This window comes from Levilactobacillus lanxiensis (assembly GCF_016861655.1).
In the GTDB taxonomy this organism is placed as follows: Bacteria; Bacillota; Bacilli; order Lactobacillales; family Lactobacillaceae; genus Levilactobacillus; species Levilactobacillus lanxiensis.
This window is the reverse complement of the sequence record NZ_BOLN01000017.1, coordinates 1-21,721: the sequence shown is the minus strand read 5'-3', so window position 1 is coordinate 21,721 and position 21,721 is coordinate 1. Positions and strand designations below refer to the sequence as shown.

Here is a 21,721-nt window from a genome sequence, read left to right as displayed (position 1 = left end):
TACCGGGAAAGGCGGTTCATTTCACCATATGGTTACGAGGGTAGAGCGAAGCGACACCCTCAGAGAGTTTTTTGTGCCTTGGGTCATTGCTGTGCGGGCATCAAAAAAGGACGGCCAGTGCGGCACGTCCTGAATGTTTTCGTTCAGTTTGATGGCGCGATTGCGTTTCCTACAGCGTTAACTTCAACCAGCCAGTTGGGTCGGCCACTTGCTTGTGATCCGCGTAGGCGCCGGCGAACGCAATTTTGACCGACTTGAAAGTTGGCTTGGTCTTTTCGCTGGCGAGGCCGGTGGCGAAGGTGTCGAGCTTGTCGTGGGCGGCAATTGTCTTGCCGGCGCTGGCGTCGCTCAGTTGGTTGGCGGCGTTTAGTTCTAAGCCTTTTTTCAAGCGAATCGCCTGAATGCCATCGGTCGTGACGTCCTGATCGCCATCGTTCGTGATGGTGAACTTCACCTGAATCGTGTAGTAGGGACTCTTCAGAGTGGTCAGGTTCAAGGCCTGGGCCGCCATGCGTTTGGCCGCCGCCGTCTTGGCCGTGTTCTTGATCAAGCGCACCGTCGTGACCTTATAAGTTAGGTCGCCACTCTTGATAGTGGTCCGGGGATGCTTGACCTTGGCTAACTGGAGCTTGGTGCCGACCTTGTCGTACGTGTATTGGCCGGACGTTTTAAGGTTGCCCGATTTCACGTAGCGCGCACTCTTGGTTTGGTCGGCCTTGGGTTCGTAGGTTTGGGCTTCCTTTTTACTGGAAGACGATTGGGTCACGGCCGCATCCGGGTTGGCAGCGTGGTAGCTGCTGGACTGACTGCTACTATTTTTAAAACTTGCGGTACTCTTTGACGCGTTGTTTTGGCAACCGGCCAGACCAACGACGGCGAGCAGACTGACTAGGATGGCAACTTTTGATAAACGCATGGTAAAACTCCTTTCAACCGAGCAAAATTTGGTGAGGCACAAGACGGTAACCGTACAGCCGAATAGGGGGTTCCGCCGCGATAAAGAGACTCGCGTGGGGGTCGATCTGCTGGCACCGGGCACGGAATTGGTCCAGTGTCAGGGGATGCCCCGGCCCGCTGACCAACAAAAGTCGCTGGTCGCCTGGCTGAAGGTCGGTGATGGGCTGTAGCTGATGGTCGCGTTCCCAGAAAAGGCGTAACGCGGGATGTAGGTCAATCGTGGACCGGTTAAAATCAATGAGACGCAAGGCACTCCCTCCCCAGTTCGTGTCGTCGTTGCGCAGAAAAAAGTGGCAACGACTTCGATTACCTTCAGTATACCGAATTTTTTCGGGGAACCCCAGTCCTCGTAAAAAATTTAACGGAAATTTGCCAGTTGGGGGTGAAAGTGAGTGGTTACGGGGTTCGTGGCATCCTGGGGATTAACCGGGTGCCGGAGCTAGCGTGGGCAGGACCCGTTGCGGCGGCGTTAGGCAAGTTGCGAGCGACCCGGGACAAGTGGAAAAGTGGGGTGGAAAAGTTGCGGTTTGCCCGAAAATCCCCTAAAATGGTGTTCGGACTTCTAAATAGGATAGGAACGAAAAAATTATGGAAATTGAATTCTTAGGGACCGGCGCTGGTTCGCCAGGAAAGTTCCGCAACGTAACGAGTACTGCCTTGCGTCTACTAGACGAACGGAACTCCGTTTGGCTGTTTGACGTCGGCGAGGCGACACAGCACCAAATTTTACGAACGACCTTAAAGCCACGTAAAATTGATAAAATTTTTATTACCCACCTGCACGGGGACCATATCTTTGGGTTACCGGGCTTGTTGAGTAGTCGCTCCTTTCAGGGGGGCAATGAACCACTGACGATTTATGGACCTAAAGGGATTCGGAGCTTCGTGGAAATCAGTCTGCGGGTGTCCGAGACCAAGCTATCCTATAAGATTCATTATCAAGAATTGGCCAGCGATGGGTTAGTCTTCGAGGACAGTAAGTTCCGGGTCTATGCCCAGCACCTGGATCACCGCATCGAGTGCTTCGGCTACCGGGTAGAGGAAAAGGATCATCCGGGCGAACTCCAAGTGGACAAGCTGCGGGACGCTCAGATTCCATCGGGCCCCGTTTACGGGAAACTTAAGGCCGGCGAAACGGTCACCTTACCCGACGGTCGGACCCTCAACGGTCAGGACTTCTTAGGTCCCGCGCAACCGGGACGTATCGTCGCCATTTTAGGCGATACCCGGCAGACGCCTGGGGAAGAACGGTTAGCGCGCAACGCGGACGTCTTGGTGCACGAGAGTACGTTTGCCAAGGGCGAAAGTAAGTTAGCCCGCTCATATTACCATTCCACCAACATTCAGGCGGCAGAACTGGCCAAGCGGATGCACGTGAAGATGTTGTTATTGAACCATATTTCCGCTCGGTATACCGGTAAGATGGCGTTAGACCTGCAACAACAGGCCCGCGACGTCTTCAAGAATACCAAGGTGGTCAAAGACTTTGATGAAGTAGATGTGCCGTTTCAAAAAATAATTAAAGCTGGTGCGAAGTGATGAAGAATCAATGGCGAATCGTTGTAACTATTTTATTGGTAATCGTTGTCGCGGTTTTTGCAATTCTAAACGTGGAGAGTGTGCCCGTTTCGTTTGGCTTTACCACGGTTCATTGGCCGTTGATTCTGATTCTGTTGGTCTCCATCTTAATTGGAGCCATCCTGATGATTCTCTTCTCAACCATCAATAGTTTTCAACACAACCGGGCTTACAAGGAACTGGAGAAGACCAGCAACGACCGGATCACGGCATTAAAGGCCGATAACGACCGGCTGAACAAGCGTCTGCAAAACTCCAACAGCAAGCAGGCAGCCGGCCTACAGGAAAAGCAAATCAAGACCCTGAAGGCCCAGGTGGCTGATTTACAAGCTCAGTTGGATAAGCAGTAGACTAACTGAATGACGCGTGCATAGCTGTCATTGGAGTTAACCTATCAATGAGACCACCGTTTGTCTGACCAATCAGTTAGTAAGATGAACATGATAACGGTGGATCTAATCAGAACGATAGATGGATATGGGGGTAACGCTGTGTTAGCCGCAGGGATGGTGAAAATAGGCTCAGCCGTGGGAATTCGCTTAGTGGGAACCACTTAGCGAATTGGCGTCTTTGAAACACGGTTCTCAGTGGTTCAAAGCGAACGCGAAGACCGCACTTTGGCTTCGCGTGTCCGCCCACAGCGTCACGGCCTATTTTCACCATCCCGGAGGCGCCATGACCCGCGTTTAACCCAAGTACTCAGGAAAATAGTAGAAGGCCAACGTTCTCAATCGATGGACGTTGCAGGGATTAGCGCTGAACGCAACACTAATTTCTGCGGCGTCCGTTTCTATTTTGAACGCTGGCCACACAGATTTAGTTTGGAAAGGATGGTTTGCTGGTGATTGCCGCACAGTACCAATGGAATATTAAACATGTTGATCAGCCGTCAGCCGAGGCCCAAGCGGTGGCGCAGGCGGAAAGTATTTCGCCAATCGTCGCCCAGATTCTTTGGAACCGGGGGTATCAGACGGCGGAAACGGTCCACACCTTTTTGAATCCGGGACCCGAACAACTCCATGACCCGAACCTGTTACACGACATGGCCAAGGGGGTCGCGCGAATCGAAGACGCGATTGGCGCCGACCAACAGATCACCATTTATGGGGATTATGACGCTGACGGGGTCACGAGCACGTCCATTCTGTATGAAACGTTGAACGAAATGGGAGCTAAGGTGAATTACTATATCCCGAATCGGTTTACCGATGGTTACGGTCCCAACGTCGCGGCATTTAAAAAGCTGATTGCGGCGGGCACGCAACTCTTCGTGACGGTGGATAACGGGGTGGCTGGAAACGAAGCCATTGCCGTTGCCAACGAAGCCGGGGTCGACGTGGTCGTGACCGATCACCATGAGCTGCCCCAGGAGTTGCCGGCTGCCTACGCGATTATTCATCCGCGTTACCCAGGCGCAGAATACCCGTTTGGGGGCCTGTCTGGTGCCGGAGTGGCCTTCAAAGTGGCCCAAGCCTTGCGCGAAGAGATTCCGCAAGACCTGTTGGACCTGGCGGCCATTGGGACCGTAGCCGATTTGGTGCCCCTGGTCGATGAAAACCGGGTGCTGGTCTACTACGGTCTTCAACTGTTAAAACAGGATGAACGGCCAGGCTTACAGGTATTGATGAGTGGCGCCGGTTTGAAGCCCGCCGAACTGGACGAGCAGTCAATCGGTTTTGGGATTGCCCCCCGGTTGAATGCATTAGGTCGGTTGGACGACGCCAGTCCTGCCGTGGAGCTCCTGACCACGCTGGATGACGAGCGTGCCAAGTCTTTGGCCAATGACACGGAACAAAAGAACCGGCACCGCCAAGACCTGGTCAAACAGATCAGTGCGGCGGCGTTGGCGGAAGCGGCCGATGCGGATCACCGTGACCGACCGACCCTGATCATTAGCGGGCACGACTGGCACGAAGGCGTGCTGGGAATCGTGGCCAGCAAGGTCGTGGAAACCACGGGCAAGCCGACCCTGGTCGTCAACATTCAGGATGGCCGTGCCAAGGGGTCTGGTCGAAGTGTCGAGGCGTTTAACCTATTTACGGCCTTAGACGGTCACAGAGACCTGATGACGGCTTTTGGGGGTCATCACATGGCCGTGGGGTTAACCTTCCCTGAGGACCAATTAGGGGCCTTAGCGGATGCCCTGGATGCCGAAGCGGCAACGCAGAAATTGACCGAGAGTGGGCCGAGCGAATTAGCCGTGGCCGCCTCCTTAAAGGTCGGCGATGTTACGATGCCACTTTACCAGGAATTGGCCAAGATGGCGCCGTTTGGGACGGACAATCTCCAGCCGTTATTTGCCTTTGAATCGGCGACCTTGACGCAGATTAAGGCCATCGGTCAGGACCATTCCCATTTAAAATTCCAATTACAAGAAGGCCAGCACCAACTGAATGCGATTCAGTTCGGTGCCGGTAAAAATGTGCCCGCACTAACGGCCGCACCGAGTGATGCCGCGGTTTTGGGCGCGATTGAAGATAACGTGTGGCAGGGATGGCATTCTCTGCAGGTGATGGTCAAGGATTTGAAATTAACAGCCACTACCGCAACGCCGGAACCTACCACGACACCAACCGTCGCTGAAGCCCAGCCGACCGCACCACAGGCCGCCACTAGTGCGCCGGCGACTGGACGGGTCGTGGATGCGCGGACGATGCACCTCAACCAGGCGATGTTCACCGCGTTTGGCGTCTACGTTTTCTTCCATCGCAACGTCTATCAACAACTGGCGGGGCAATTGCCAACCGGGGCCACGGCACTCTTAGTCGATGGCTCGGTTCAACAGCCACTGCCAGCCGACACGCCGGCATTTATCGTCGACTGTCCGGATGATACGACCGATCTGACCCGCGTTTTGGCCGAGCTGAAACCGCAACAGGTCACGGCTTATCTCTATAAGAAAGAAAGTCTTTCGCAATTAGGGATGCCAACTCGCGCGCAATATGCTAAACTGTTTAAGTTCGTTGCAACACATCAACAAGTCGATGTGGGACACCAACTGGACCAGCTAGCCACATTTTTGCGGTTACCACGGACCCAGTTAGTCTTCATGATTCAAGTCTTCTTCGAGAGTGGGTTCATCACGATCGATCACGGCATCATGAACGGTGTGGCGCACCCGGAGCACAAGGATTTGACTATGGCCCCGAGTTACCAACTCAGAGAACAGCAGATGCAGACGGAAGACGCGCTTTTAAGCTGTCCGACCGCGGCACTCGTGCAACGTCTCCAGGCCTCATTGACCTAATATAAAGGAGCTACTTAATCTTATGGCAACTGATTTTACGAAATATATTGCAAGCGTTCCGGACTACCCCGAAAAGGGCATCATGTTCCGGGATATCTCCCCATTAATGGCGGACGGCAAGGCTTTTCACGCGGCAACTGACAAAATCGTCGAGTACGCGAAGGGCAAGGGCGTCGAAATGGTCGTGGGTCCAGAAGCCCGGGGCTTTATCGTCGGCTGTCCAGTGGCTTACGAAATGGGTATTGGGTTTGCCCCTGCCCGTAAAGAGGGTAAGTTGCCCCGCAAGACAGTCAAGGCCAGCTACGATTTGGAGTACGGCCAATCCGCCTTGTACATGCACGAAGACGCCATCAAGCCAGGTCAAAAGGTCTTGGTGACCGATGACTTATTGGCCACTGGTGGCACCATCGAGGCCACAATTCAATTGGTCGAAGACTTGGGCGGCATCGTTGTCGGCACGGCCTTCTTGATCGAATTGAAGGACCTGCATGGTCGTGACAAGCTTAAGGGTTACGATATCTTTAGCTTGATGGAATACTAAGCGTTAAAATAGGTTAACCTAAAAACTGGCATCAACGACCCCCGCGGAGGGACGTTGGTGCCAGCTTTTGTTTGGATTTAGGATGAGGGGTTAATCCGCAATGGTGCCGTGCCGCTGGACCACGATGCCCGTCAATGTCAGGGCCAGGGCGAATGCCACCAGAAGACCAATGACTGGGGTCCAGGAATGCGTCGTTTCTTCTAAGAAGCCGAAGAGAATCGGGCCGACCGCGGCTAGCAGGTAGCCCGCCGATTGGGCCATGCCGGAGATGGCTGCCGTTTGGTACGGATTGGTGGTCTTCTCGGTGAAGAACATGATCGATAGGTTGAAGGCGACACCGGAACCGAGGCCGCTGATCAGGGCCATGGTGGCCAGAAAACCCAGCGATTGCGTGGGTACCAGGAAGGTCAAAGGTGCCACCACGTAGCCCAGCGTCATGATGGCCAGTAATGCAGCCAGACCGTGACGGCGGTTGTAGAGGTAGGGCACCAGAAAGGCCAATGGCAGGCCGCTTAGTTGAAAGAGTGTCAGGAGGTTACTGGCGACGATGGTCGAGACGCCGTGTGCGGTGAGGATGCTAGGCAGCCAGGTCAACAGGACGTAGTAGACCAGCGACTGTAGACCGAAGAACAGGGTGATCAGCCAGCCGGACCGTTGGTGCCAGACGCTTTGGTAGTGGGGCTTGGCGGCGCGCTGTTCGGCGGTCAAGGGCGTTGGGCGGTGGCCCCGTAAGTTGGGGAGCCAAGCCAACGCGGCCATAATGCTGAGCAGACCCAGTAGACCCTGCGTTAGACCAAAGCTTACGTGCGAGATGAGGTAGCCGGCCGCAGCGGTGCCCAATGCGCCGACCAGAAGCATGGAGAGCGTGTATAGGCTGGTGCCGAGCTGAATCTGGTCGGGCACGTGTTCCTTGATCAACGCGGGAACCAGGACGTTGCCACTATCGGCGCCGATGCCGACCAGAAAGGTCCCCAGGAAGAGCGCCGCAATCGTGGGGATGATCCGCAGATAGCTCCCGGCAATCAGCAGGAGAAATAGCGTGAAGACGGTCCGCTCGTTGCCCCAGCGGTGGGCCAATTTTACGATGATCGGTGAAAAAATGGCAAAGGTGACCAGCGGAATCGACGTCAACAGGCCGGCCAACGAACTGGGTAGGTGCAACGTCTTCTCCAGGCTAGGCAATAGCGGTGGCATCAGGGTAATGGGTAGCCGCAGGTTAGCGGCAATCAGCATCATGCTGAATAGAAACCAGGAACGTTTAGGTTGAGACACGGGGGTTCCTCCTTAAAGAGATATTAGTGCAGATTAGCCAGAATGATTAGTGCAAGAAATCGTGGGAATAAACAAAGTCGATGCCTAAAATAGTGCCTAAAATAGCTGGTGATAGGATTAAACCAGTGTGAGCCGGAGAACTGGTGAAATGAGCCCAAGTGGCCAGTCTTAGTGACCAGAGGTGGACCAAGGTTGCCCGAGGTGGAAGACCGGGCCTCAGTCTGGAACCGGCCCCATAGCAGGGTGCCTTGAGGCCGCTGCCGGGAACGACTTGCCGCCCTGACTAGCGAAGAAAACAGCCCCATTGAGGAGGACTATTGGGGGTGAACCAAGATTCGTGCGGAATCTGTGGGCGATGCAAAAGGGGAGAAAATGTGTTTATCAACTAATCTATTTGATTAGTTTGTAGTTATATTATCGGACAATTGATTACGAGTTTCAATGAATATGCTCAGGGAAAATTTGGGTCAAAAAAGACGCTTGAGTTAGTCTCAAACGCCTGAGGTAACGCGGGCTTAGTGTTTGCGCGACAAGAAGTAGCTGTAGAGCGCAATGCCCAGGCCAATCACGATGAGGACCAGGACACTAATTTTAACAGTGGGTGACACGGCAACCCCTTCTTTCTCCCAAGACTTCCCCCTAAGTATAGCAAGTTAACCGGTTTCACGGCAAGCGCGTTAGGCCTGGTCGTGGTAGTGCTTCCCCGTCTTCAGGTTGATGTATTCTAGGCTGTAGGCATTGCCACCGTCGAGTTGATCGGTCATAAACATGGCGTAATGGCCCTTGTGGGTGACGGCTCCGTGCGCGTGGGTTTCACTACCAGCACCGGTGTGAACGTTAGCGCCCTTGGAAATGCCCAAAAATCGGTTGTGGACCCAGGTGACGTGTGCAATGTCTTTGGTTTTATAGTATTTCAAATGGAACTTCCGCCGCATCTGTTTGACGGTGTACTTAGACCGGTACTTCTTGCCGTGCCACTTGATGACGTGGTGGGTGGCGGCCTCAGCCGGAACGACTGGTGCGGCGGCGATGGTGCTACCGCCAATAGTTAATAGCGCAACGATGAGTAAGAGTGACTTCTTGAGCATGTAAAATTCCTCCCTGAATAACAACGATTGGGGCTTAACCCCTGACTCTCAGTGTACCCTTCCAGTGGCGGACAAGCTAGCGGCGGATTGGAAAAACGGGAGTATCCGGGTAAAATAGGGAGTAAGAAGGTGATTGGATGGATTTTGTTGACTTAACCCCAATTCAATTGCGGTATACGCCCCTGGGAAGCCGCCAGCAGGCCCCTAAGCTGCATGACTGGCAACTAGACTGGCAAAAGTTAGCCGCGCTGATACGGGATAATGGGGATGTTATGGCGGTCGTCCAGGCGGGGCTGGCCGAGGATTGGTTAAATACGCAGGGCACTATTTGGGATGAGCAGTGGGGCTATTACCGCTACCCCAATGACAATCGCGAACCTGATGATACGGTCTTTTGGGCGGCTTCGACCTGGGCGACACCGGCCATCCTGGTGACGTTCCACAATGAACTGACCAAGGCGTTTGCCTGTTATACTGAGGGGCGGGACCCAGATTTTCACTATTTAGGACGCTGATAAAACATCTCAACCAATTATGCAGAAAATAAAATTAGAATTGAGATATAGCCTTCATAAGAAAAACACCATTCTGTAATCGTTTTGACTTTTAAGCCAGTTATACTTAAGCCAAGTTAATTGGAAAGGGAGTTTGACTTATGAGTGACCTGTTTATTAGCTACCAGTCCGCTGACCCGTTGGCCCATTCATTTCAACTTCAACTCCAGAAATGGGCGGACAAGGACTGGGAGTTTCCGAGCGTCAGCTTTCATGAACAAGAACCGCGCATCAAGTTTCAAACACGCGCGGCCGGTGCGGTGCGGCGTCAACTGCGTAAGGAAATCAAGCAGGCACACCAACTCCTGGTGATTGTTAGCCGGCAGACTTGGCAATCCGAGTGGACGGACTGGGAAATTGCGACGGCCTACGAGGCAGATAAACAGGTGTTGGCTGCCAAGGTTGATTCGACCAATATTTCGCCGCTAGGTTTATTGACGGCCAAGCCGGTGTGGATCGACCCGTTTGATCCCGTCGCGCTGATTCAGCGAAAATTTTAAACAAGACTTGCATTTATAGTCATTATTGGTAAAATATATTAAGTAGTGACTTGGAGAGTTGGCAGAGTGGTAATGCAACGGACTCGAAATCCGTCGAACCGGCTAATACCGGCGCGCAGGTTCAATTCCTGTACTCTCCTTAAATTTGATAGATATATCGTTCTAAAACGTCGTCAATCGTTGAATTGACGGCGTTTTTGTTTGGCTTGAAACGTGTTAGAACGGGCTGAAACGATAAGTTGTGAATAGCACCAAAATTGTTTTTTATAAAATAAAAGCGCATCATTTTGGAATTGAATCCGCCTAAAATCCTTTGATACCAGTCGATTGGAAGAGTGCACCAAAGCACACTTCTAGTTGATATCTTCTAGGGCAGTAAGTGTGCCTTTCTCTTCATATTGTTGGCCTTTTGTATTAAACAGGTATATTTTTTCTTCAATCTTCTATGTATCTCGAATGGACCCCAATGGATTTAAATAGCATTCTTCTTCTATTGTGATATAATGCGGCTATGACAAAAGAAGATGGGTTCGAATTTATTGATTCTTCAGCTCCACTAAGAGATATTGCTACTAATAGAACTATTGCTGGAGTGGCATTCAGGGGCAAAACGTTTTCAGGAATTATTTTTGATTGCTTGCAAACTGAAAAACAGTATAGTGAAGTGGCCAGGCTCTTGTTGTCGAGTTATGCTTTCGGAAACGTGAAAAGCATCAATTTTAATACCATTGTAAATGGTGTTAAGTCAATAAGTGTTGAGAGTAATCGAAAACCAGTATCTGATTCCTTTATTTTTATACAGAGGCCGCTAGTTATCCCAAGCGTTGAAGATATTATTGATTGGAATGATCGTGCGCAGGAAATATATCCTGAGGATGGTGCCTATGGTATAAGAGGTGTGAAGGATCGGGGAATTCTCGAGTACACAGTGGAAATAGCAAAGGATTCAATGATGTTTGGAGAAGATCGTTATCCGACTGTTGCTGCAAAGTCCGCGTTTGTTTGGTTTAGAATTGCTAAATATCAGGCTTTTCAGAATGGAAACAAAAGAACAGCGATGGTTGCAGCATTGATTATGCTCCACTCTAACGGTTATGATTTTATCTATCATGAAGGGTTGAAGGAAGAGCTTGTTAAAGTGTCGCTTAAAATTGCAAATGACGATTTAACAGTTGAAGAAATTACAAACTATATTTGTGAGAATTGTAAGATTAATGTTGATAATTCAAACTGGACGACTATGCAACAATTGAAAAGCGAAAAGTTTAAAGGGAAAAACTGGGAGAAGTGATACTATGGATCGTAAATTTAATGACGTCAAAGTAGATATTTCTGGTCTGACTTTAGACGCTAAGAGCCCTAAAATCATGTCAGCTAAAGAGAGTAAAAAAATCCTTGCTGCGTCGGCAAATTATATTTTTGGTCAGCGAGAAGTAAGGGATGCGCTAAAGGAATTATCAAGTAAATAAAAACGGTGGCCACTCGATTCTAGATAAGAAGAGTGGCTCTTGTATCTTGTTATGTCACTTATCCGTCGGTGCATAAATGGTGTACATTTGAGCTGTGTGATCACTTGCCTGTTAAGGGTGAGCAGGTACACAGCTTTTTTTGTCGCAACTAAAAAATCCCACCGAAATTAATTAGTGGGATGACGCAAATGATTAATTTTCAATCAGTCTTGAATGTCGTTGTTTAAACCGGCCGCGAACCAAAATCCCTTAATCCGCCAACCGCCCAACAACCTCATCCAACCCAGGATACTCCCGCAACAAATCCGCCTTAGCCGGCATCGTGAAGTCGCGGAAATCAAAGCCCGGGGCGACGACGCAACTCACCAGGCAAAAGGCGTTGGGCGTCGTGACTTCAGCTGCAAAGAGGGTGCCTCGTGGAACGGTAAATTGGAGCCGCTCGTCGTTGAGCACATCCGGGCCCACCGTCACGTGGGAGTAATTGCCATCCGGTGCGATGCAGTGAATCGTGATGGCCGCACCGTCGTGGTAAAACCACAGTTCATCGTGATTAAGCTGATGGAAGTGGGAGGGGTTGGTGCTGTCGAGCAAGAAGTAGATCGACGTGTAGTGATACCGGGCGTCCTGACTGGTGTTGTCAAAGAACTGCTCGTCGCTATGGGCCGTTTGGCGGTACCAGCCGCCCTCTGGATGTGGCTTGAGTGCCAGCGCATCAATGTAGGTTAATTTACCGGTCATCAAAGTTGCCTCCTTAAAGCCTGTGCTTACTGGTCTTCACCCCAGGGTGTCTGGGTCGATTTGGAAATTCCCTTGGCCTGCTTGATGGCCTCGTTCAAGGCATTGGTAACTTCCTTGGGAGTCCGCTTCGTCAGGTCCTGCTGCTTGAGCCATTCGTAGGCAGCAGCTTCAAAAATATCTTCGGGAAATGTCATGTCTGTTCACCACCTTGTCCTTGATTATAGCAGAACTCGTGGTCAAGCGGGCACAAAAAACGGGTCGCCAGTTGGCTGACCCGTTTTGTTAATTATTCGGTAACTTTTTGTTTCTTGGCAACTTGTTGATGGGCTTCGACGGCCAGTTCGGGGAACCAAATCGCAATTTCATGATGCGCGTTCTCGCGACTGTCAGAGGTGTGGACGATGTTTCTTAAGATGCCGTCTGGGTATTCGTGGGCAAAGTCGCCCCGAATGGTCCCAGGTTGGGCATCGTTGGGCCGCGTCTTACCCGCCAAATTATGGACGGCCTTCACGACATCGGTCCCAGTAACGATGATGGCAACCAGGGGGCCTTCCGTCATGTAGGTTTCAATTTCATGGAAGTAGGGCTTGTTGACCTGATCGCGGTAGTGCCTTTCAAGTTGTTCAGGAGTTGCGCGGACTACTTTTAACGCCGTAATTTGGTAGCGCTTACTTTCTAGCCGTGAAATAATCTCACCGATGTGGCCTTCTGCGACACCATCGGGTTTTACCAGTACCAAAGTCTTTTCTGAATTTGCCATGATAGAGACCTCCTTGTATTTTGAACAACGGAACTTCATTGTTCATGACCTAACAAGTTACAATTTAAATTGTAGGGGATTCTATGAGCCACGTCAACTAAAAAAGCAGCTCCCGTCAAAACGGCAACTGCTTAGGTCAATGCTATTCTGGATCACCCATGATCATCCAGAGAATCAGGTAGGCGATTAGCCCAGGAAAGGCGGGGGTGATGGCTAAGACCACGAACAGGACCCGGGCCACCCCGGCGTTCCAGTCGAAATGTTCCGCTAGACCGCCAATGACGCCGGCAAAGACACGATTATTAAGTGAACGGTGAATATTTTTCATGAGAAATTCCTCCCACTGGATAATTTTTAAGACTGGAAATCAGTTTTGTTGAAGAAGTCGACGTGAATCGTGTCGTCGGTGATCTCCAGCTTGGTAATACTGCCGTTGATGGTGGCAATCCCTTCGTCGAGTTCAGGGGCGTAGCGGTCGACGATGGACCGAATCGTCATCCCATGGGAAACGACTAACACTTGGTCGCCATCCTTGGAGTTGGCTCGCAACTTTTCGAAGCCTCGGTCCAAACGTTCCCAGAACATGTCGTTACTTTCGGCTTCCCCGTATAGGTCGGCTTGGTGAATCAGGTCCCGGGCCTTTTCCAAACCGTAGGTACCCAGCACGTCGGATTCGGAGGTCAACTTGACCTGAGCCCCGACGAACTGCCACATCTGGTTCAAGTCGTTGCCTTCAAAGTAGCCGTGGCACTGTTCCCGGAATTCGGGGTACTGGTAAGACACGATATTCATATTTTCAGGATTTTGTTTCAGCGCAATCCGAGCGGTCTCGATGGCCCGACCGGAATCACTACTGTAGGCGGCAGTTAGGGGAACGCCCTTGAGCTGTTCACCGGCACGTTTGGCATCGGCCCGGCCCTTTTCAGTCAGGGGAGAATCGATCCAGCCCTGAACCTTGTTGTAGTGGTTTAACATGGTTTGCCCGTGACGCACGAAGTACGCGGTAATTTTCTTCATTTTTCAAAACTCCCTCATCAACTTAGTAAGTGGTTACAAGCCTAGTATAGCAATGCCACGCGGTGAACGCACCCATTTAGCCGTTGAAATGAAAAATCTTCAAATTTTAAGGGTTTTGCCAGCGCCAAGTTGCGCAAAGAATGCTATGCTTTTTAATAACAGGAGGCGATGCGTATTGAGTACTGAAAGTAGTTATCGTTATATGGGGGACCATCCCCTCGATCTTAGTCAATTGGCCACGCGGGTCGATCACGTGCCCGAACAGGCGGTCATCACCAACGCCTTGGAGGCCAATGTAGCGACGCTGAGTGACCTGCAGAGTCGGTTGTATTCTCAGAAGAAGACCGGGGTCATCATCATCTTGCAGGGGATGGATACTGCCGGGAAAGACGGCCTGATTCGACACGTGTTCAGCGGGTTGAACCCCTCCGGTACGAGTGTCGTCAGCTTCAAGCAACCCACACATCTCCAGTTGGACCACGATTTTCTCTGGCGGATCAACCAGGCATTGCCGCAACGCGGTGAGATTCGGATCTTCAACCGCTCACAGTACGAGGACGTTCTGATCAGCCGGGTCCATCCGGAAATGCTGCTGAAACAAAATCTTCCCGGCGTTGAGACGTTAGACGACGTGGGTGATAAATTCTTTGATCGCCGGTACCATGACCTGCGGCATTTTGAAACATACCTACGTCACCAAGGTTTTATCACCATCAAGTTCTTCTTGCACCTTTCCCGTGAAGAACAGACGAATCGGTTTGAACGGCGAATCGAAATTCCTAGCAAAAACTGGAAATTCTCACCCAGTGATATGCAGGAACGGGCCTTCTGGGAGGACTATCAAGTTGCCTATACCAAGATGCTGGAAAGTACGGCCACGAAGAAGGAACCTTGGTACCTGATTCCGGCCGATGACAAGGGGGTTGCCCGGTTGTTAGTCTCCAACATTTTAGTTAAACGACTCCAGAATATCCACCCAACTTACCCGAAAGTTTCGCCGGATACGAAGGAAAAATTGAAGACGACCTTGCATCAGCTCAAAGAGGGAGAATTGTAACTAACAATATGTGCTGTGTCAGTACATGACACAGCGTTCAAAATGGCTAAATTGTATCATACAATTGGCGATAAATTTGCCTTATCCCCTGAAGAAATGCTAAAGTAACGGTAACTTAATTTCAGTGATTTTACTTAGGAGGATTCAGACGATGACCGTTGCGGTAGGAATCGACAAACTGGGGTTTTATACGCCAGGACTTTATTTGGATATGACGGACCTCGCTCACGCCAGAGGGGCTGAGCCGAACAAGTATTTAATTGGCATTGGCCAGTCCAAACAGGCGGTGATTCCTCCAACTCAGGATGTGGTCACGATGGCGGCCAATGCGGCCGAGCAAATCTTAACGCCGGCCACCAAGGCAGAAATCAGCATGGTACTTTTTGGCACGGAATCGGGTATCGACAACTCTAAGGCCACGGCGGTGTACTTAGCCCATCTACTGGGCTTGCCCAGCAATACCCGAGCCGTGGAAATTAAACAGGCTTGTTATGGGGCGACGGCCGGGCTGCAATTAGCCGCAGACTTTGTTCGGGCCCGGCCCACGGCCAAGGTGCTGGTGATTGGCGCCGATATCGCACGCTACGGGTTACGGTCCGCCGGTGAGGTCACCCAGGGTGGCGGTGCCGTGGCCATGCTGGTAACGGCCAATCCGCGCATCTTGGCGCTGGATGCCATCAGTAGTTACCATACGGCCGACGTCATGGACTTCTGGCGGCCAACCTACCGGACCGAGGCACTGGTAGATGGGAAATATTCAACCAACGTTTACCTCGACTTCTTCCAGCAGGTCTGGGACGACTACCAAGCCCAAACGCACCGCACGATTGCGGATTTCTCCGCGTTCGTGTTCCACTTACCATTTACCAAGATGGGACGGAAGGGACTCCGACAGATCCTGCCAACGGCCACGAGTGCCCAACAGGCCACGTTGACCGCGGCCTTTGAGGCTAGTCAGGCGGACAACCGGGAAGTCGGGAACCTTTACACGGGGTCGCTTTACCTGAGCCTGTTATCGCTGCTACGGCACGGTAATTTGCAGGGTGGCGAACGCCTGGGCCTGTTTAGCTACGGGTCGGGCGCCGAGGGCGAGTTCTTCAGTGGCACCGTGCAACCGACCTTCCAGCAAGGCTTTGACGAGGACTTTCTTGCCAACCAACTGGCGGATCGCCAAGCCGTGAGTGTGGCGGAGTATGAAGAAATTTATCGCGCACAACTGCCAAACGACAGCCGCGATGTCCAACTGGCCGTGGGTCAGGAAACGGCACCGTATTATCTGGCCGGTCGGCAGCATGAGCAACGACAGTATCGTCAGCAATAATTTGTAAAATTAAATTGGTACACCTAAAGGCCCGGCAGATTGCCGGGCCTTTATGGTCTCTAAATGGGTGTGAAGTCTTGAATATCTTAACGCTTCACCGATTTGATTCCCAGAATCAGAACCCCACCAATTAGGGAGAAGATGAACGACACGATGAAGATTCCAGAGTATCCGAAGAGGGAAATCACAGCGGCTGCCAGAACGGGGGCGATAGCCTGGGTAATGGTGTTTCCCAGGTTATAGACGCCTAGGAAGAAGGCCACCCGGTTTTGGTCGGGAATGACTTCTAGGTTCAGCAGGTTATCGAGGGAGTTCCACATGCCCATCCCAATGCCGGCAGCGAAGGCGTAAGTGACGATGCCAAACGTGTCACGGAAGAAGAATAGCATGAGGGCCCCAAACGCTAAGAACAGGGTCGAGAAGCCGACAGGGAGTTTCAAAATTTTAAATTTATCAGAAACGGGTCCGGCAACGAAGCCCATGAAGATGCCAAAGATCAACAAGATCAGGTTAATCAGTTGAATGGAGGATTGCGTCTGACTACCACGGTGGAGAAAGTCGGTCATGATGTAGAGAATGTATCCGGTAATCGCGAAGTTGCCGACCCCTTGGAACAATTTGGCAATCAGAGCCATGTAGTAATCACGACCAATTGACCAGCGGGGAAAAATCGAGGCCGCGTCCTTCAACGTTAGTTTGGGTTTCGGTGCCTTTTCCGTCAACTCTTCGTCTAAGTTAGACGGTTCATGGACGATGATGGCGGCAATGGTCACCCCGATAAAGGTAATGATCCCGAAGATAATGAAGCCGAGTCGGTACTGACTCAGGAACATGGCACCAATGACGTTGAACCCGTTGTTCCCCAGGGCCATCCCCAGTCCGCCATAAGCGGAGGAAGCCGTTGCCCGGCCATCCTTGGGCGCAAAGTCAATCCAAGCGACCATGGGAGAGACAATGAAGTTAAGCGCGGCTTGGCCAATCATCCAGGCCGTCAGTAGAACCGGAATGTTGGGTGAAAATGAGGCGGCAATCATGGCGAGCATGAAGACGAAGGCGCCACCGAGCAACCAGGGTGCTCGTTTCCCAAACCGGGATTTGGTTTTATCGGATAGAGCACCGGCAATCATGTTTGAGAGGGCCGCCACAATCATCCCGCACGTCGAGAAGAGTGCGACCAGTTCAATCTTATGGGGTGCATTGAAATGTTGAATCAAGGCTGGTAGGAACAGACTGTTCATAACGATGTAAGGCCCCAGCCAGCTGGCCGGACCGATGATGAGTCCCGGAATTAAACGTTTGAGTGAAATGGTCGTTTTGTTCATAGATGCGTGCCTCTTTCTAGGTTGTTTTTGACGGTGTAGTAATCAAAGTCGGCAAATGACGTCAACTGATGGGCATCCACGGACCCGATGAAGTTAAACAGGGCGGTGAAACCACCAATCTCACCTGGCGCGCCGTTAACGCCCTCGTCTGACAGGTAGGCGACATCCAACGTTGTGCCCAACGCTTGCCAGGTCGCCGTATCGGTTAATCGGTAAAGAACTTGGGCGGTGCCTTGGTGGTATGCTAGTCGAATTTCGGCCGTGTCGTTGGGGACCGTGACCTCATCAGTCAGGTGATCGATGCGTTCACCGAGTTTGGCCTGAAGGACCCGCAGGACGGTGTGGTCTTCGGTGTCGGCTTGACATAGCCGGGCGTATAGCCAGTTGTTGGAGTCGTAGTACAAGCCGACACCGGCAGTCTCGGAGTAGTGATCCGGATGGAAGGTCAGCTTGGTCTGGACCGTGTAGTCAAGCGAAGTGGCGCGCGTTGCCATGATGGCGGGGTTGACCTGTGAGAAGAAGGAATTGTGCCCATGGATGCGCAAATGCCCGGGATTTTCGATGGTGTTGACCCACGCGGCATCCTGCGTTCTGTACGGCGTCATGAAGCGGGGATCATAGGTATCATTGTTAAAGTCGTCGTTAATATCAAATTGCGTGGTGGCTTGGTGAACGGGGACATCTTTAAGCCCGTCCACGTGCATCTTAGCGAGGTTGCTGCCGTCGGCCATTTCAAGCCAGCCATCAGCTGTCCAGTGCATTTTCTGAAGCGAGGTTTCGCGGCCCAGGGGATTCTTTTTTTGCCCAGCGAGTGGTCGGGACATGAGATGGGCCACGTACCACTCGTCCGTTTGCGTGTGCACTAGGGAGCCATGACCAGCCTTTTGCATAAGTGACTGGGGATTAAACATTTCAAAGTGGCCGGCATCTGGGTCGCCCAGGGAGAAGAGATGTTGCGGGGATGAGGTGATGATGGGCTCACCGGTGGGGTTCGGTTCATAGGGACCGAAGATGGTCTGGGACCGGCCAATCTCAACGCCGTGGGCGTAACCCGTACCACCAGCCGCGATGAGCAGGTAGTAGTAGCCGTTGTGTTTGTATAATTGGGGCGCCTCCGCACAGCCACGGGTGGTAAAGCCGGTGGTCACGCGGTGCCAGTCCCCGATGATGCCGCCGTTTTTGAGGTCGACCTCGGCAATGACGATGTGGCCGGGGGCTTGGTAGCCGGTCCGTGTTTCCCATTCCAGGATAGCGGCGTAATGCTTGCCGTCAGCGTCGTGGAAAAGAGCGGGGTCAAAGCCGATGGATGTTAAGTAAATGGGTTTGGACCACGGTCCCGTGATGCTGTCGGCTGAAACGGCGAAGGAATCCGAGTTGAATTCTCTACCGGCCATATTCTGCATGTGGGAGTAGGCTAGCCAATACTTTTGGGTCCGTGAATCGTAGGATAAGTGCGGTGCCCAGATACCGGCTGGCGTGTTCGTGCCACGAAGGTCGACTTCCCCGTGATTCAGGGCGTAGCCAACGAGTTGCCAGTTGGCTAAGTCGGTTGAATGAAAGATCTGGACGGCTGGTGTCCAGTGGAAGGTTGAGGTAGCAATGTAATAATCTGCACCCACACGAATAATTGAGGGATCGGGTGCCATTCCGGGAATAATCGGATTTTGAATTTGAGTCATAGTAATTTCACACTCCATTTGTTAAAATTAAGTTATTTATAAGCTGTCATTGTCGAATTCTGAGTTAGTTGTTTTTGAGAACTAATTGTTGCATTTAGAATACTTTGAAAGCGGATACAAGTCAACGGCATTTCACAAGGTCGTCGTTTATTGGCGGCAACTAGGTAATGATTGTCACTTTTTTAGGGGGATGAATCACATGAACCGGCAACATCATGAGAACGTGGTGTCAAACTTAGACATTGGGATTCGCTTCTTTGAATCAACCGTGACGCGGAGCGGGTACGTGCCGTTCCATTGGCACAGTAGTATCGAACTGGTCTGTGTGCTGTCTGGGCAGTTGACCTTCCAGTTTGACGGTCAGGCCCACGTTATCCACGCCAATCAGTTTTCGATTGTCTCCTCGGGGGTGATTCACGATGTGACCAATACGCCGAACCAGTCGTTAGTCCTGCAAATTCCGCTGACATTTATCGAACGGTACGTTGCCCATCCCGAACAGCTAAACTTTTTGACAGCTGGACGGGAGCAGATTGCGGCCTACCAAGAAGTAGTTGCCGCGTTCAAACGGCTCGCTCAAATTAACCGGGAGCGCCAACCTAACTACCTGATTGACACGGGGATTACGGTGCTGACTATGTTGAAGAATCTGGTCAGCAACTTCACGGATACAGCTAATCCTTTAACGGCGAGTTCGAGTAGCTTGAAGTCCATCGTTATCTATGTGAATGAGCATTACCGGGAGAAGCTGAGCGTTAAGGCAGTGGCCCATCGGTTTGGCTATAATGCGAGTTACTTGTCACGGTTATTTAAGGAGCAGACCGGGGTGACGTTAGGCCACTACGTTTACTTGATTCGGTTAAATAATTTCTACCGGGACTTGATCGATACGACCATTCCCGTAGATGTCTTGATGGACAAGCATGGACTGACCAATCGGCGGACGGCCCGGGAGATGTTTCAGGAGATGTATGGGGCGTTACCCAAGCAAGTTCGTCTGCAATACCAGCGAAATTAAAAAAAGCGTTGATCTCATCAAAATTAGATGAAATCAACGCTTTTCTTGTGGGGTGTTCAGTTATGCGTAGCCGGTGGTGTTATTCAAAAATATTCTTCGTTACATACCCGTCCTTAAACACCAGCACGGGGGATTGATCACCAACGCGCATGACCAGACGGTAACCGGGACCGAGGGCCTTCTTGAGCGATTGACTGGTCTTGGTAAAGTTGTCGACGAACTTTGGCCACTTGGCAGCCTTGGCCTGACTCGGATCGGCCTTTAAGCCCTTGATAGTTTTCTTGAGACTCTTGTTGGTGATGGTCAGCGTGTAGGTCTTGCTGGCATGGTCGAAGGTGACGGTGCCCAGCTTGACCAGGGACTTGGCCAACTGCGTCTTAACCTGTTTTTCGTTGTCGGCACGAGTGGCCGTCTTGTCGCTCGTGGCGAAGGCTTGCCCGGATTGCGAGCTTAGTGATGATGATTGCTTACTGGTTTGAGTCGCCTTGTCGTGAGTCGAGGACGCTGACCAGAAGGGCAACTGGGTGATTGCGCCCACGGTGACTAGGACGGTGATGACCAGGACGATGATAGAACTGCGCTTGGATTCTCCCCGACGACTGGCATTGACGACGGAAAACGCGGTGATGATAATGAAGATGACCCCCAAAATAGTAATACCTAAAAACATGATGGACCCCTCCGTAGGTTAGGGCGGTTTAGGCTGAAGCAACCGCCGTTTGATTAGTTTCAGTATAGCATGAATCAATTAGAGAATGAAACAACTGCACTAGGGTGGGAGACCTTGACTGGGTCAGTGACAGTATTAAGGGTCAAAAGGTTCGTGAAAAAAGGTTTAAAGTCGAATAATTAGAACTGACAAATGATTAAAATCCGGATTATGTGAATTATAACCGAATATTAATCAAAAAATAGTCGCCAAGAGTTAACGTTTCCGGTATAATTAGTCGTAATAAAGAGAGAAATGAGGAGATTAGAGTGACGAACGTTTATTTAGCAGGTCCCTTCTTTGATGACGAACAAATTTCCCGGATTGAACGCGCGGAAAAGGCCTTGGCTGCCAATCCCCGGGTCGCCAATGTCTTTAGTCCCCGTTTGAGTGAGATTCCTGGGTTAGAAATGGGCACGGCCGAGTGGGCCACCCAAACCTTCCAAATGGATGTCCACCAGATTGACGAGGCCGACGTTGTGGTGGCCCTGGTCGATTTCGTGGATGATCAGGTGGATTCCGGCACAGCCTTTGAAATTGGCTATGCCTTCCACAGTAAGAAACCGGTAGTCGTTCTCCATGAAAAGGACACCATTTTAAACCTGATGTTAGCGGAGGGGTTACACGCCTACTTACGCGAAGCCGAAGCACTAGCCGCCTATGACTTTGCGACGCTTCCCGAAAGTCACTATCAAGGGAAAGTCATCTAGTCTTAAATAACTCACGAACGTAAAAATCGAGGCTGTGACATAACTAGCCTCTGTAGAACAAAAATAAGGCACGAAACCGAACTTTGGTTTCGTGCCTTATTTCCATGCTCTTGATTCTCAAGCCGTCTTCTCCTGGTGGAGACTAACTTGAGGATATTCAATGCTAGAACGAGGATTCCAGTTT

General features: G+C 51.3%; 24 protein-coding genes and 1 tRNA gene. 13 read left to right on the top strand and 12 right to left on the bottom strand.

The genetic code is table 11. The features are described 5' to 3' along the window. Positions 1-169 precede the first annotated feature (169 nt). Together JUF22_RS13560 and JUF22_RS13555 are read right to left on the bottom strand one after the other, a co-directional pair. Positions 170-916 (bottom strand): hypothetical protein, encoded by a 747-nt coding sequence (locus tag JUF22_RS13560; protein ID WP_203647166.1) that lies wholly within the window; start codon positions 914-916, stop codon positions 170-172. Between the two features lie 13 nt (positions 917-929). Continuing rightward, entirely contained in the window at positions 930-1,205 is a 276-nt protein-coding gene (locus JUF22_RS13555) for a hypothetical protein (protein ID WP_203647164.1), read from the bottom strand. Positions 1,206-1,545: 340 nt separating this feature from the next. Here JUF22_RS13555 and rnz point away from each other — a divergent pair, with 340 nt between their 5' ends. From rnz to JUF22_RS13535, 4 genes are all read left to right on the top strand, one after another. Next, positions 1,546-2,496 carry a ribonuclease Z gene (gene rnz / locus JUF22_RS13550; RefSeq protein WP_203647151.1) on the top strand — a complete coding sequence of 317 codons (951 nt, stop codon included), beginning with the start codon at positions 1,546-1,548 and terminating at the stop codon, positions 2,494-2,496. After that, positions 2,496-2,885, top strand: a complete 390-nt coding sequence (locus JUF22_RS13545) for a lipopolysaccharide assembly protein LapA domain-containing protein (protein WP_203647149.1) — start codon at positions 2,496-2,498, stop codon at positions 2,883-2,885. Before rnz ends, JUF22_RS13545 begins: the two co-directional genes overlap by 1 nt. 491 nt (positions 2,886-3,376) lie before the next feature. Beyond that, positions 3,377-5,782 carry a single-stranded-DNA-specific exonuclease RecJ gene (recJ, locus tag JUF22_RS13540; RefSeq protein WP_203647148.1) on the top strand — a complete coding sequence of 802 codons (2,406 nt, stop codon included), beginning with the start codon at positions 3,377-3,379 and terminating at the stop codon, positions 5,780-5,782. Positions 5,783-5,804: 22 nt separating this feature from the next. Then, positions 5,805-6,323, top strand: coding sequence for an adenine phosphoribosyltransferase (locus JUF22_RS13535; RefSeq protein ID WP_203647146.1), 519 nt, complete (start codon positions 5,805-5,807; stop codon positions 6,321-6,323). Between the two features lie 90 nt (positions 6,324-6,413). On the opposite strand, the gene JUF22_RS13530 is transcribed toward JUF22_RS13535, so the two are convergent. Together JUF22_RS13530 and JUF22_RS13525 are read right to left on the bottom strand one after the other, a co-directional pair. Further along, the gene (locus JUF22_RS13530) at positions 6,414-7,595 is read right to left on the bottom strand and encodes a CynX/NimT family MFS transporter (RefSeq protein ID WP_373306119.1); all 1,182 of its coding nucleotides are present in this window, start codon (positions 7,593-7,595) and stop codon (positions 6,414-6,416) included. Between the two features lie 677 nt (positions 7,596-8,272). Further along, positions 8,273-8,683, bottom strand: a complete 411-nt coding sequence (locus JUF22_RS13525) for a hypothetical protein (protein WP_203647144.1) — start codon at positions 8,681-8,683, stop codon at positions 8,273-8,275. Positions 8,684-8,820: 137 nt separating this feature from the next. On the opposite strand from JUF22_RS13525, the gene JUF22_RS13520 reads away from it, so the two are divergent. From JUF22_RS13520 to JUF22_RS13500, 5 genes are all read left to right on the top strand, one after another. Further along, the gene (locus tag JUF22_RS13520; RefSeq protein ID WP_125762933.1) at positions 8,821-9,198 is read left to right on the top strand and encodes a hypothetical protein; all 378 of its coding nucleotides are present in this window, start codon (positions 8,821-8,823) and stop codon (positions 9,196-9,198) included. 140 nt (positions 9,199-9,338) lie between these two features. Then, complete coding sequence (locus JUF22_RS13515; RefSeq protein WP_203647142.1) at positions 9,339-9,737, top strand: TIR domain-containing protein; 399 nt, start codon at positions 9,339-9,341, stop codon at positions 9,735-9,737. Positions 9,738-9,789: 52 nt separating this feature from the next. After that, positions 9,790-9,877: transfer RNA gene (locus JUF22_RS13510), tRNA-Ser, on the top strand. 371 nt (positions 9,878-10,248) lie between these two features. Then, on the top strand, positions 10,249-11,028 hold the full coding sequence (locus JUF22_RS13505; RefSeq protein WP_203647141.1) for a type II toxin-antitoxin system death-on-curing family toxin: 780 nt from the start codon (positions 10,249-10,251) through the stop codon (positions 11,026-11,028). Between the two features lie 4 nt (positions 11,029-11,032). Then, the gene (locus JUF22_RS13500; RefSeq protein ID WP_203647139.1) at positions 11,033-11,206 is read left to right on the top strand and encodes a hypothetical protein; all 174 of its coding nucleotides are present in this window, start codon (positions 11,033-11,035) and stop codon (positions 11,204-11,206) included. Between the two features lie 249 nt (positions 11,207-11,455). Here the strand turns inward: JUF22_RS13500 and JUF22_RS13495 are convergent, their stop codons facing one another. The 5 genes from JUF22_RS13495 to JUF22_RS13475 all read right to left on the bottom strand — a co-directional run bounded on the left by JUF22_RS13495 (position 11,456) and on the right by JUF22_RS13475 (position 13,721). Then, on the bottom strand, positions 11,456-11,944 hold the full coding sequence (locus JUF22_RS13495; protein WP_203647137.1) for a cupin domain-containing protein: 489 nt from the start codon (positions 11,942-11,944) through the stop codon (positions 11,456-11,458). 26 nt (positions 11,945-11,970) lie between these two features. Beyond that, positions 11,971-12,138 (bottom strand): hypothetical protein, encoded by a 168-nt coding sequence (locus JUF22_RS13490; protein ID WP_164511268.1) that lies wholly within the window; start codon positions 12,136-12,138, stop codon positions 11,971-11,973. Between the two features lie 92 nt (positions 12,139-12,230). Beyond that, a complete protein-coding gene (ndk, locus tag JUF22_RS13485; RefSeq protein ID WP_203637323.1) occupies positions 12,231-12,704 on the bottom strand; it encodes a nucleoside-diphosphate kinase in 474 nt (157 codons plus the stop codon). Between the two features lie 142 nt (positions 12,705-12,846). Continuing rightward, positions 12,847-13,032 (bottom strand): PspC domain-containing protein, encoded by a 186-nt coding sequence (locus JUF22_RS13480; RefSeq protein WP_203647135.1) that lies wholly within the window; start codon positions 13,030-13,032, stop codon positions 12,847-12,849. Positions 13,033-13,058: 26 nt separating this feature from the next. Further along, a complete protein-coding gene (locus JUF22_RS13475; RefSeq protein WP_203647133.1) occupies positions 13,059-13,721 on the bottom strand; it encodes a histidine phosphatase family protein in 663 nt (220 codons plus the stop codon). Positions 13,722-13,896: 175 nt separating this feature from the next. Here JUF22_RS13475 and JUF22_RS13470 point away from each other — a divergent pair, with 175 nt between their 5' ends. Both JUF22_RS13470 and JUF22_RS13465 read left to right on the top strand, forming a co-directional pair. Beyond that, complete coding sequence (locus JUF22_RS13470) at positions 13,897-14,778, top strand: PPK2 family polyphosphate kinase (RefSeq protein ID WP_203647132.1); 882 nt, start codon at positions 13,897-13,899, stop codon at positions 14,776-14,778. Positions 14,779-14,929: 151 nt separating this feature from the next. Further along, entirely contained in the window at positions 14,930-16,099 is a 1,170-nt protein-coding gene (locus JUF22_RS13465; protein WP_203647130.1) for a hydroxymethylglutaryl-CoA synthase, read from the top strand. A gap of 86 nt (positions 16,100-16,185) precedes the next feature. Here the strand turns inward: JUF22_RS13465 and JUF22_RS13460 are convergent, their stop codons facing one another. Together JUF22_RS13460 and JUF22_RS13455 are read right to left on the bottom strand one after the other, a co-directional pair. Beyond that, positions 16,186-17,421 carry an MFS transporter gene (locus JUF22_RS13460; protein ID WP_203647128.1) on the bottom strand — a complete coding sequence of 412 codons (1,236 nt, stop codon included), beginning with the start codon at positions 17,419-17,421 and terminating at the stop codon, positions 16,186-16,188. Further along, positions 17,418-19,100: a glycoside hydrolase family 43 protein gene (locus JUF22_RS13455; RefSeq protein WP_203647126.1), complete on the bottom strand. Its 1,683-nt coding sequence runs from the start codon at positions 19,098-19,100 to the stop codon at positions 17,418-17,420. Before JUF22_RS13455 ends, JUF22_RS13460 begins: the two co-directional genes overlap by 4 nt. 199 nt (positions 19,101-19,299) lie before the next feature. Between JUF22_RS13455 and JUF22_RS13450 the strand changes: the two genes are divergently transcribed. Further along, entirely contained in the window at positions 19,300-20,118 is an 819-nt protein-coding gene (locus tag JUF22_RS13450; RefSeq protein ID WP_203647124.1) for an AraC family transcriptional regulator, read from the top strand. Between the two features lie 79 nt (positions 20,119-20,197). Here JUF22_RS13450 and JUF22_RS13445 read toward each other — a convergent pair whose 3' ends face one another. Continuing rightward, the gene (locus JUF22_RS13445) at positions 20,198-20,788 is read right to left on the bottom strand and encodes a hypothetical protein (protein ID WP_203647123.1); all 591 of its coding nucleotides are present in this window, start codon (positions 20,786-20,788) and stop codon (positions 20,198-20,200) included. Between the two features lie 308 nt (positions 20,789-21,096). Here JUF22_RS13445 and JUF22_RS13440 point away from each other — a divergent pair, with 308 nt between their 5' ends. Further along, positions 21,097-21,537, top strand: a complete 441-nt coding sequence (locus JUF22_RS13440; RefSeq protein WP_203647121.1) for a nucleoside 2-deoxyribosyltransferase — start codon at positions 21,097-21,099, stop codon at positions 21,535-21,537. Positions 21,538-21,721: the final 184 nt, after the last annotated feature.

Coding starts and splice junctions, on each gene's coding strand:
- JUF22_RS13560 (WP_203647166.1), bottom strand. CDS start 916: ATGCGTTTATCAAAAGTTGCCATCCTAGTCAGTCTGCTCGCCGTCGTT.
- ndk (WP_203637323.1), bottom strand. CDS start 12,704: ATGGCAAATTCAGAAAAGACTTTGGTACTGGTAAAACCCGATGGTGTC.
- JUF22_RS13465 (WP_203647130.1), top strand. CDS start 14,930: ATGACCGTTGCGGTAGGAATCGACAAACTGGGGTTTTATACGCCAGGA.
- JUF22_RS13455 (WP_203647126.1), bottom strand. CDS start 19,100: ATGACTCAAATTCAAAATCCGATTATTCCCGGAATGGCACCCGATCCC.
- JUF22_RS13475 (WP_203647133.1), bottom strand. CDS start 13,721: ATGAAGAAAATTACCGCGTACTTCGTGCGTCACGGGCAAACCATGTTA.
- JUF22_RS13450 (WP_203647124.1), top strand. CDS start 19,300: ATGAACCGGCAACATCATGAGAACGTGGTGTCAAACTTAGACATTGGG.
- JUF22_RS13525 (WP_203647144.1), bottom strand. CDS start 8,683: ATGCTCAAGAAGTCACTCTTACTCATCGTTGCGCTATTAACTATTGGC.
- JUF22_RS13500 (WP_203647139.1), top strand. CDS start 11,033: ATGGATCGTAAATTTAATGACGTCAAAGTAGATATTTCTGGTCTGACT.
- JUF22_RS13535 (WP_203647146.1), top strand. CDS start 5,805: ATGGCAACTGATTTTACGAAATATATTGCAAGCGTTCCGGACTACCCC.
- rnz (WP_203647151.1), top strand. CDS start 1,546: ATGGAAATTGAATTCTTAGGGACCGGCGCTGGTTCGCCAGGAAAGTTC.
- JUF22_RS13520 (WP_125762933.1), top strand. CDS start 8,821: ATGGATTTTGTTGACTTAACCCCAATTCAATTGCGGTATACGCCCCTG.
- JUF22_RS13545 (WP_203647149.1), top strand. CDS start 2,496: ATGAAGAATCAATGGCGAATCGTTGTAACTATTTTATTGGTAATCGTT.
- JUF22_RS13445 (WP_203647123.1), bottom strand. CDS start 20,788: ATGTTTTTAGGTATTACTATTTTGGGGGTCATCTTCATTATCATCACC.
- JUF22_RS13495 (WP_203647137.1), bottom strand. CDS start 11,944: ATGACCGGTAAATTAACCTACATTGATGCGCTGGCACTCAAGCCACAT.
- JUF22_RS13505 (WP_203647141.1), top strand. CDS start 10,249: ATGACAAAAGAAGATGGGTTCGAATTTATTGATTCTTCAGCTCCACTA.
- JUF22_RS13490 (WP_164511268.1), bottom strand. CDS start 12,138: ATGACATTTCCCGAAGATATTTTTGAAGCTGCTGCCTACGAATGGCTC.
- JUF22_RS13480 (WP_203647135.1), bottom strand. CDS start 13,032: ATGAAAAATATTCACCGTTCACTTAATAATCGTGTCTTTGCCGGCGTC.
- JUF22_RS13460 (WP_203647128.1), bottom strand. CDS start 17,421: ATGAACAAAACGACCATTTCACTCAAACGTTTAATTCCGGGACTCATC.
- JUF22_RS13515 (WP_203647142.1), top strand. CDS start 9,339: ATGAGTGACCTGTTTATTAGCTACCAGTCCGCTGACCCGTTGGCCCAT.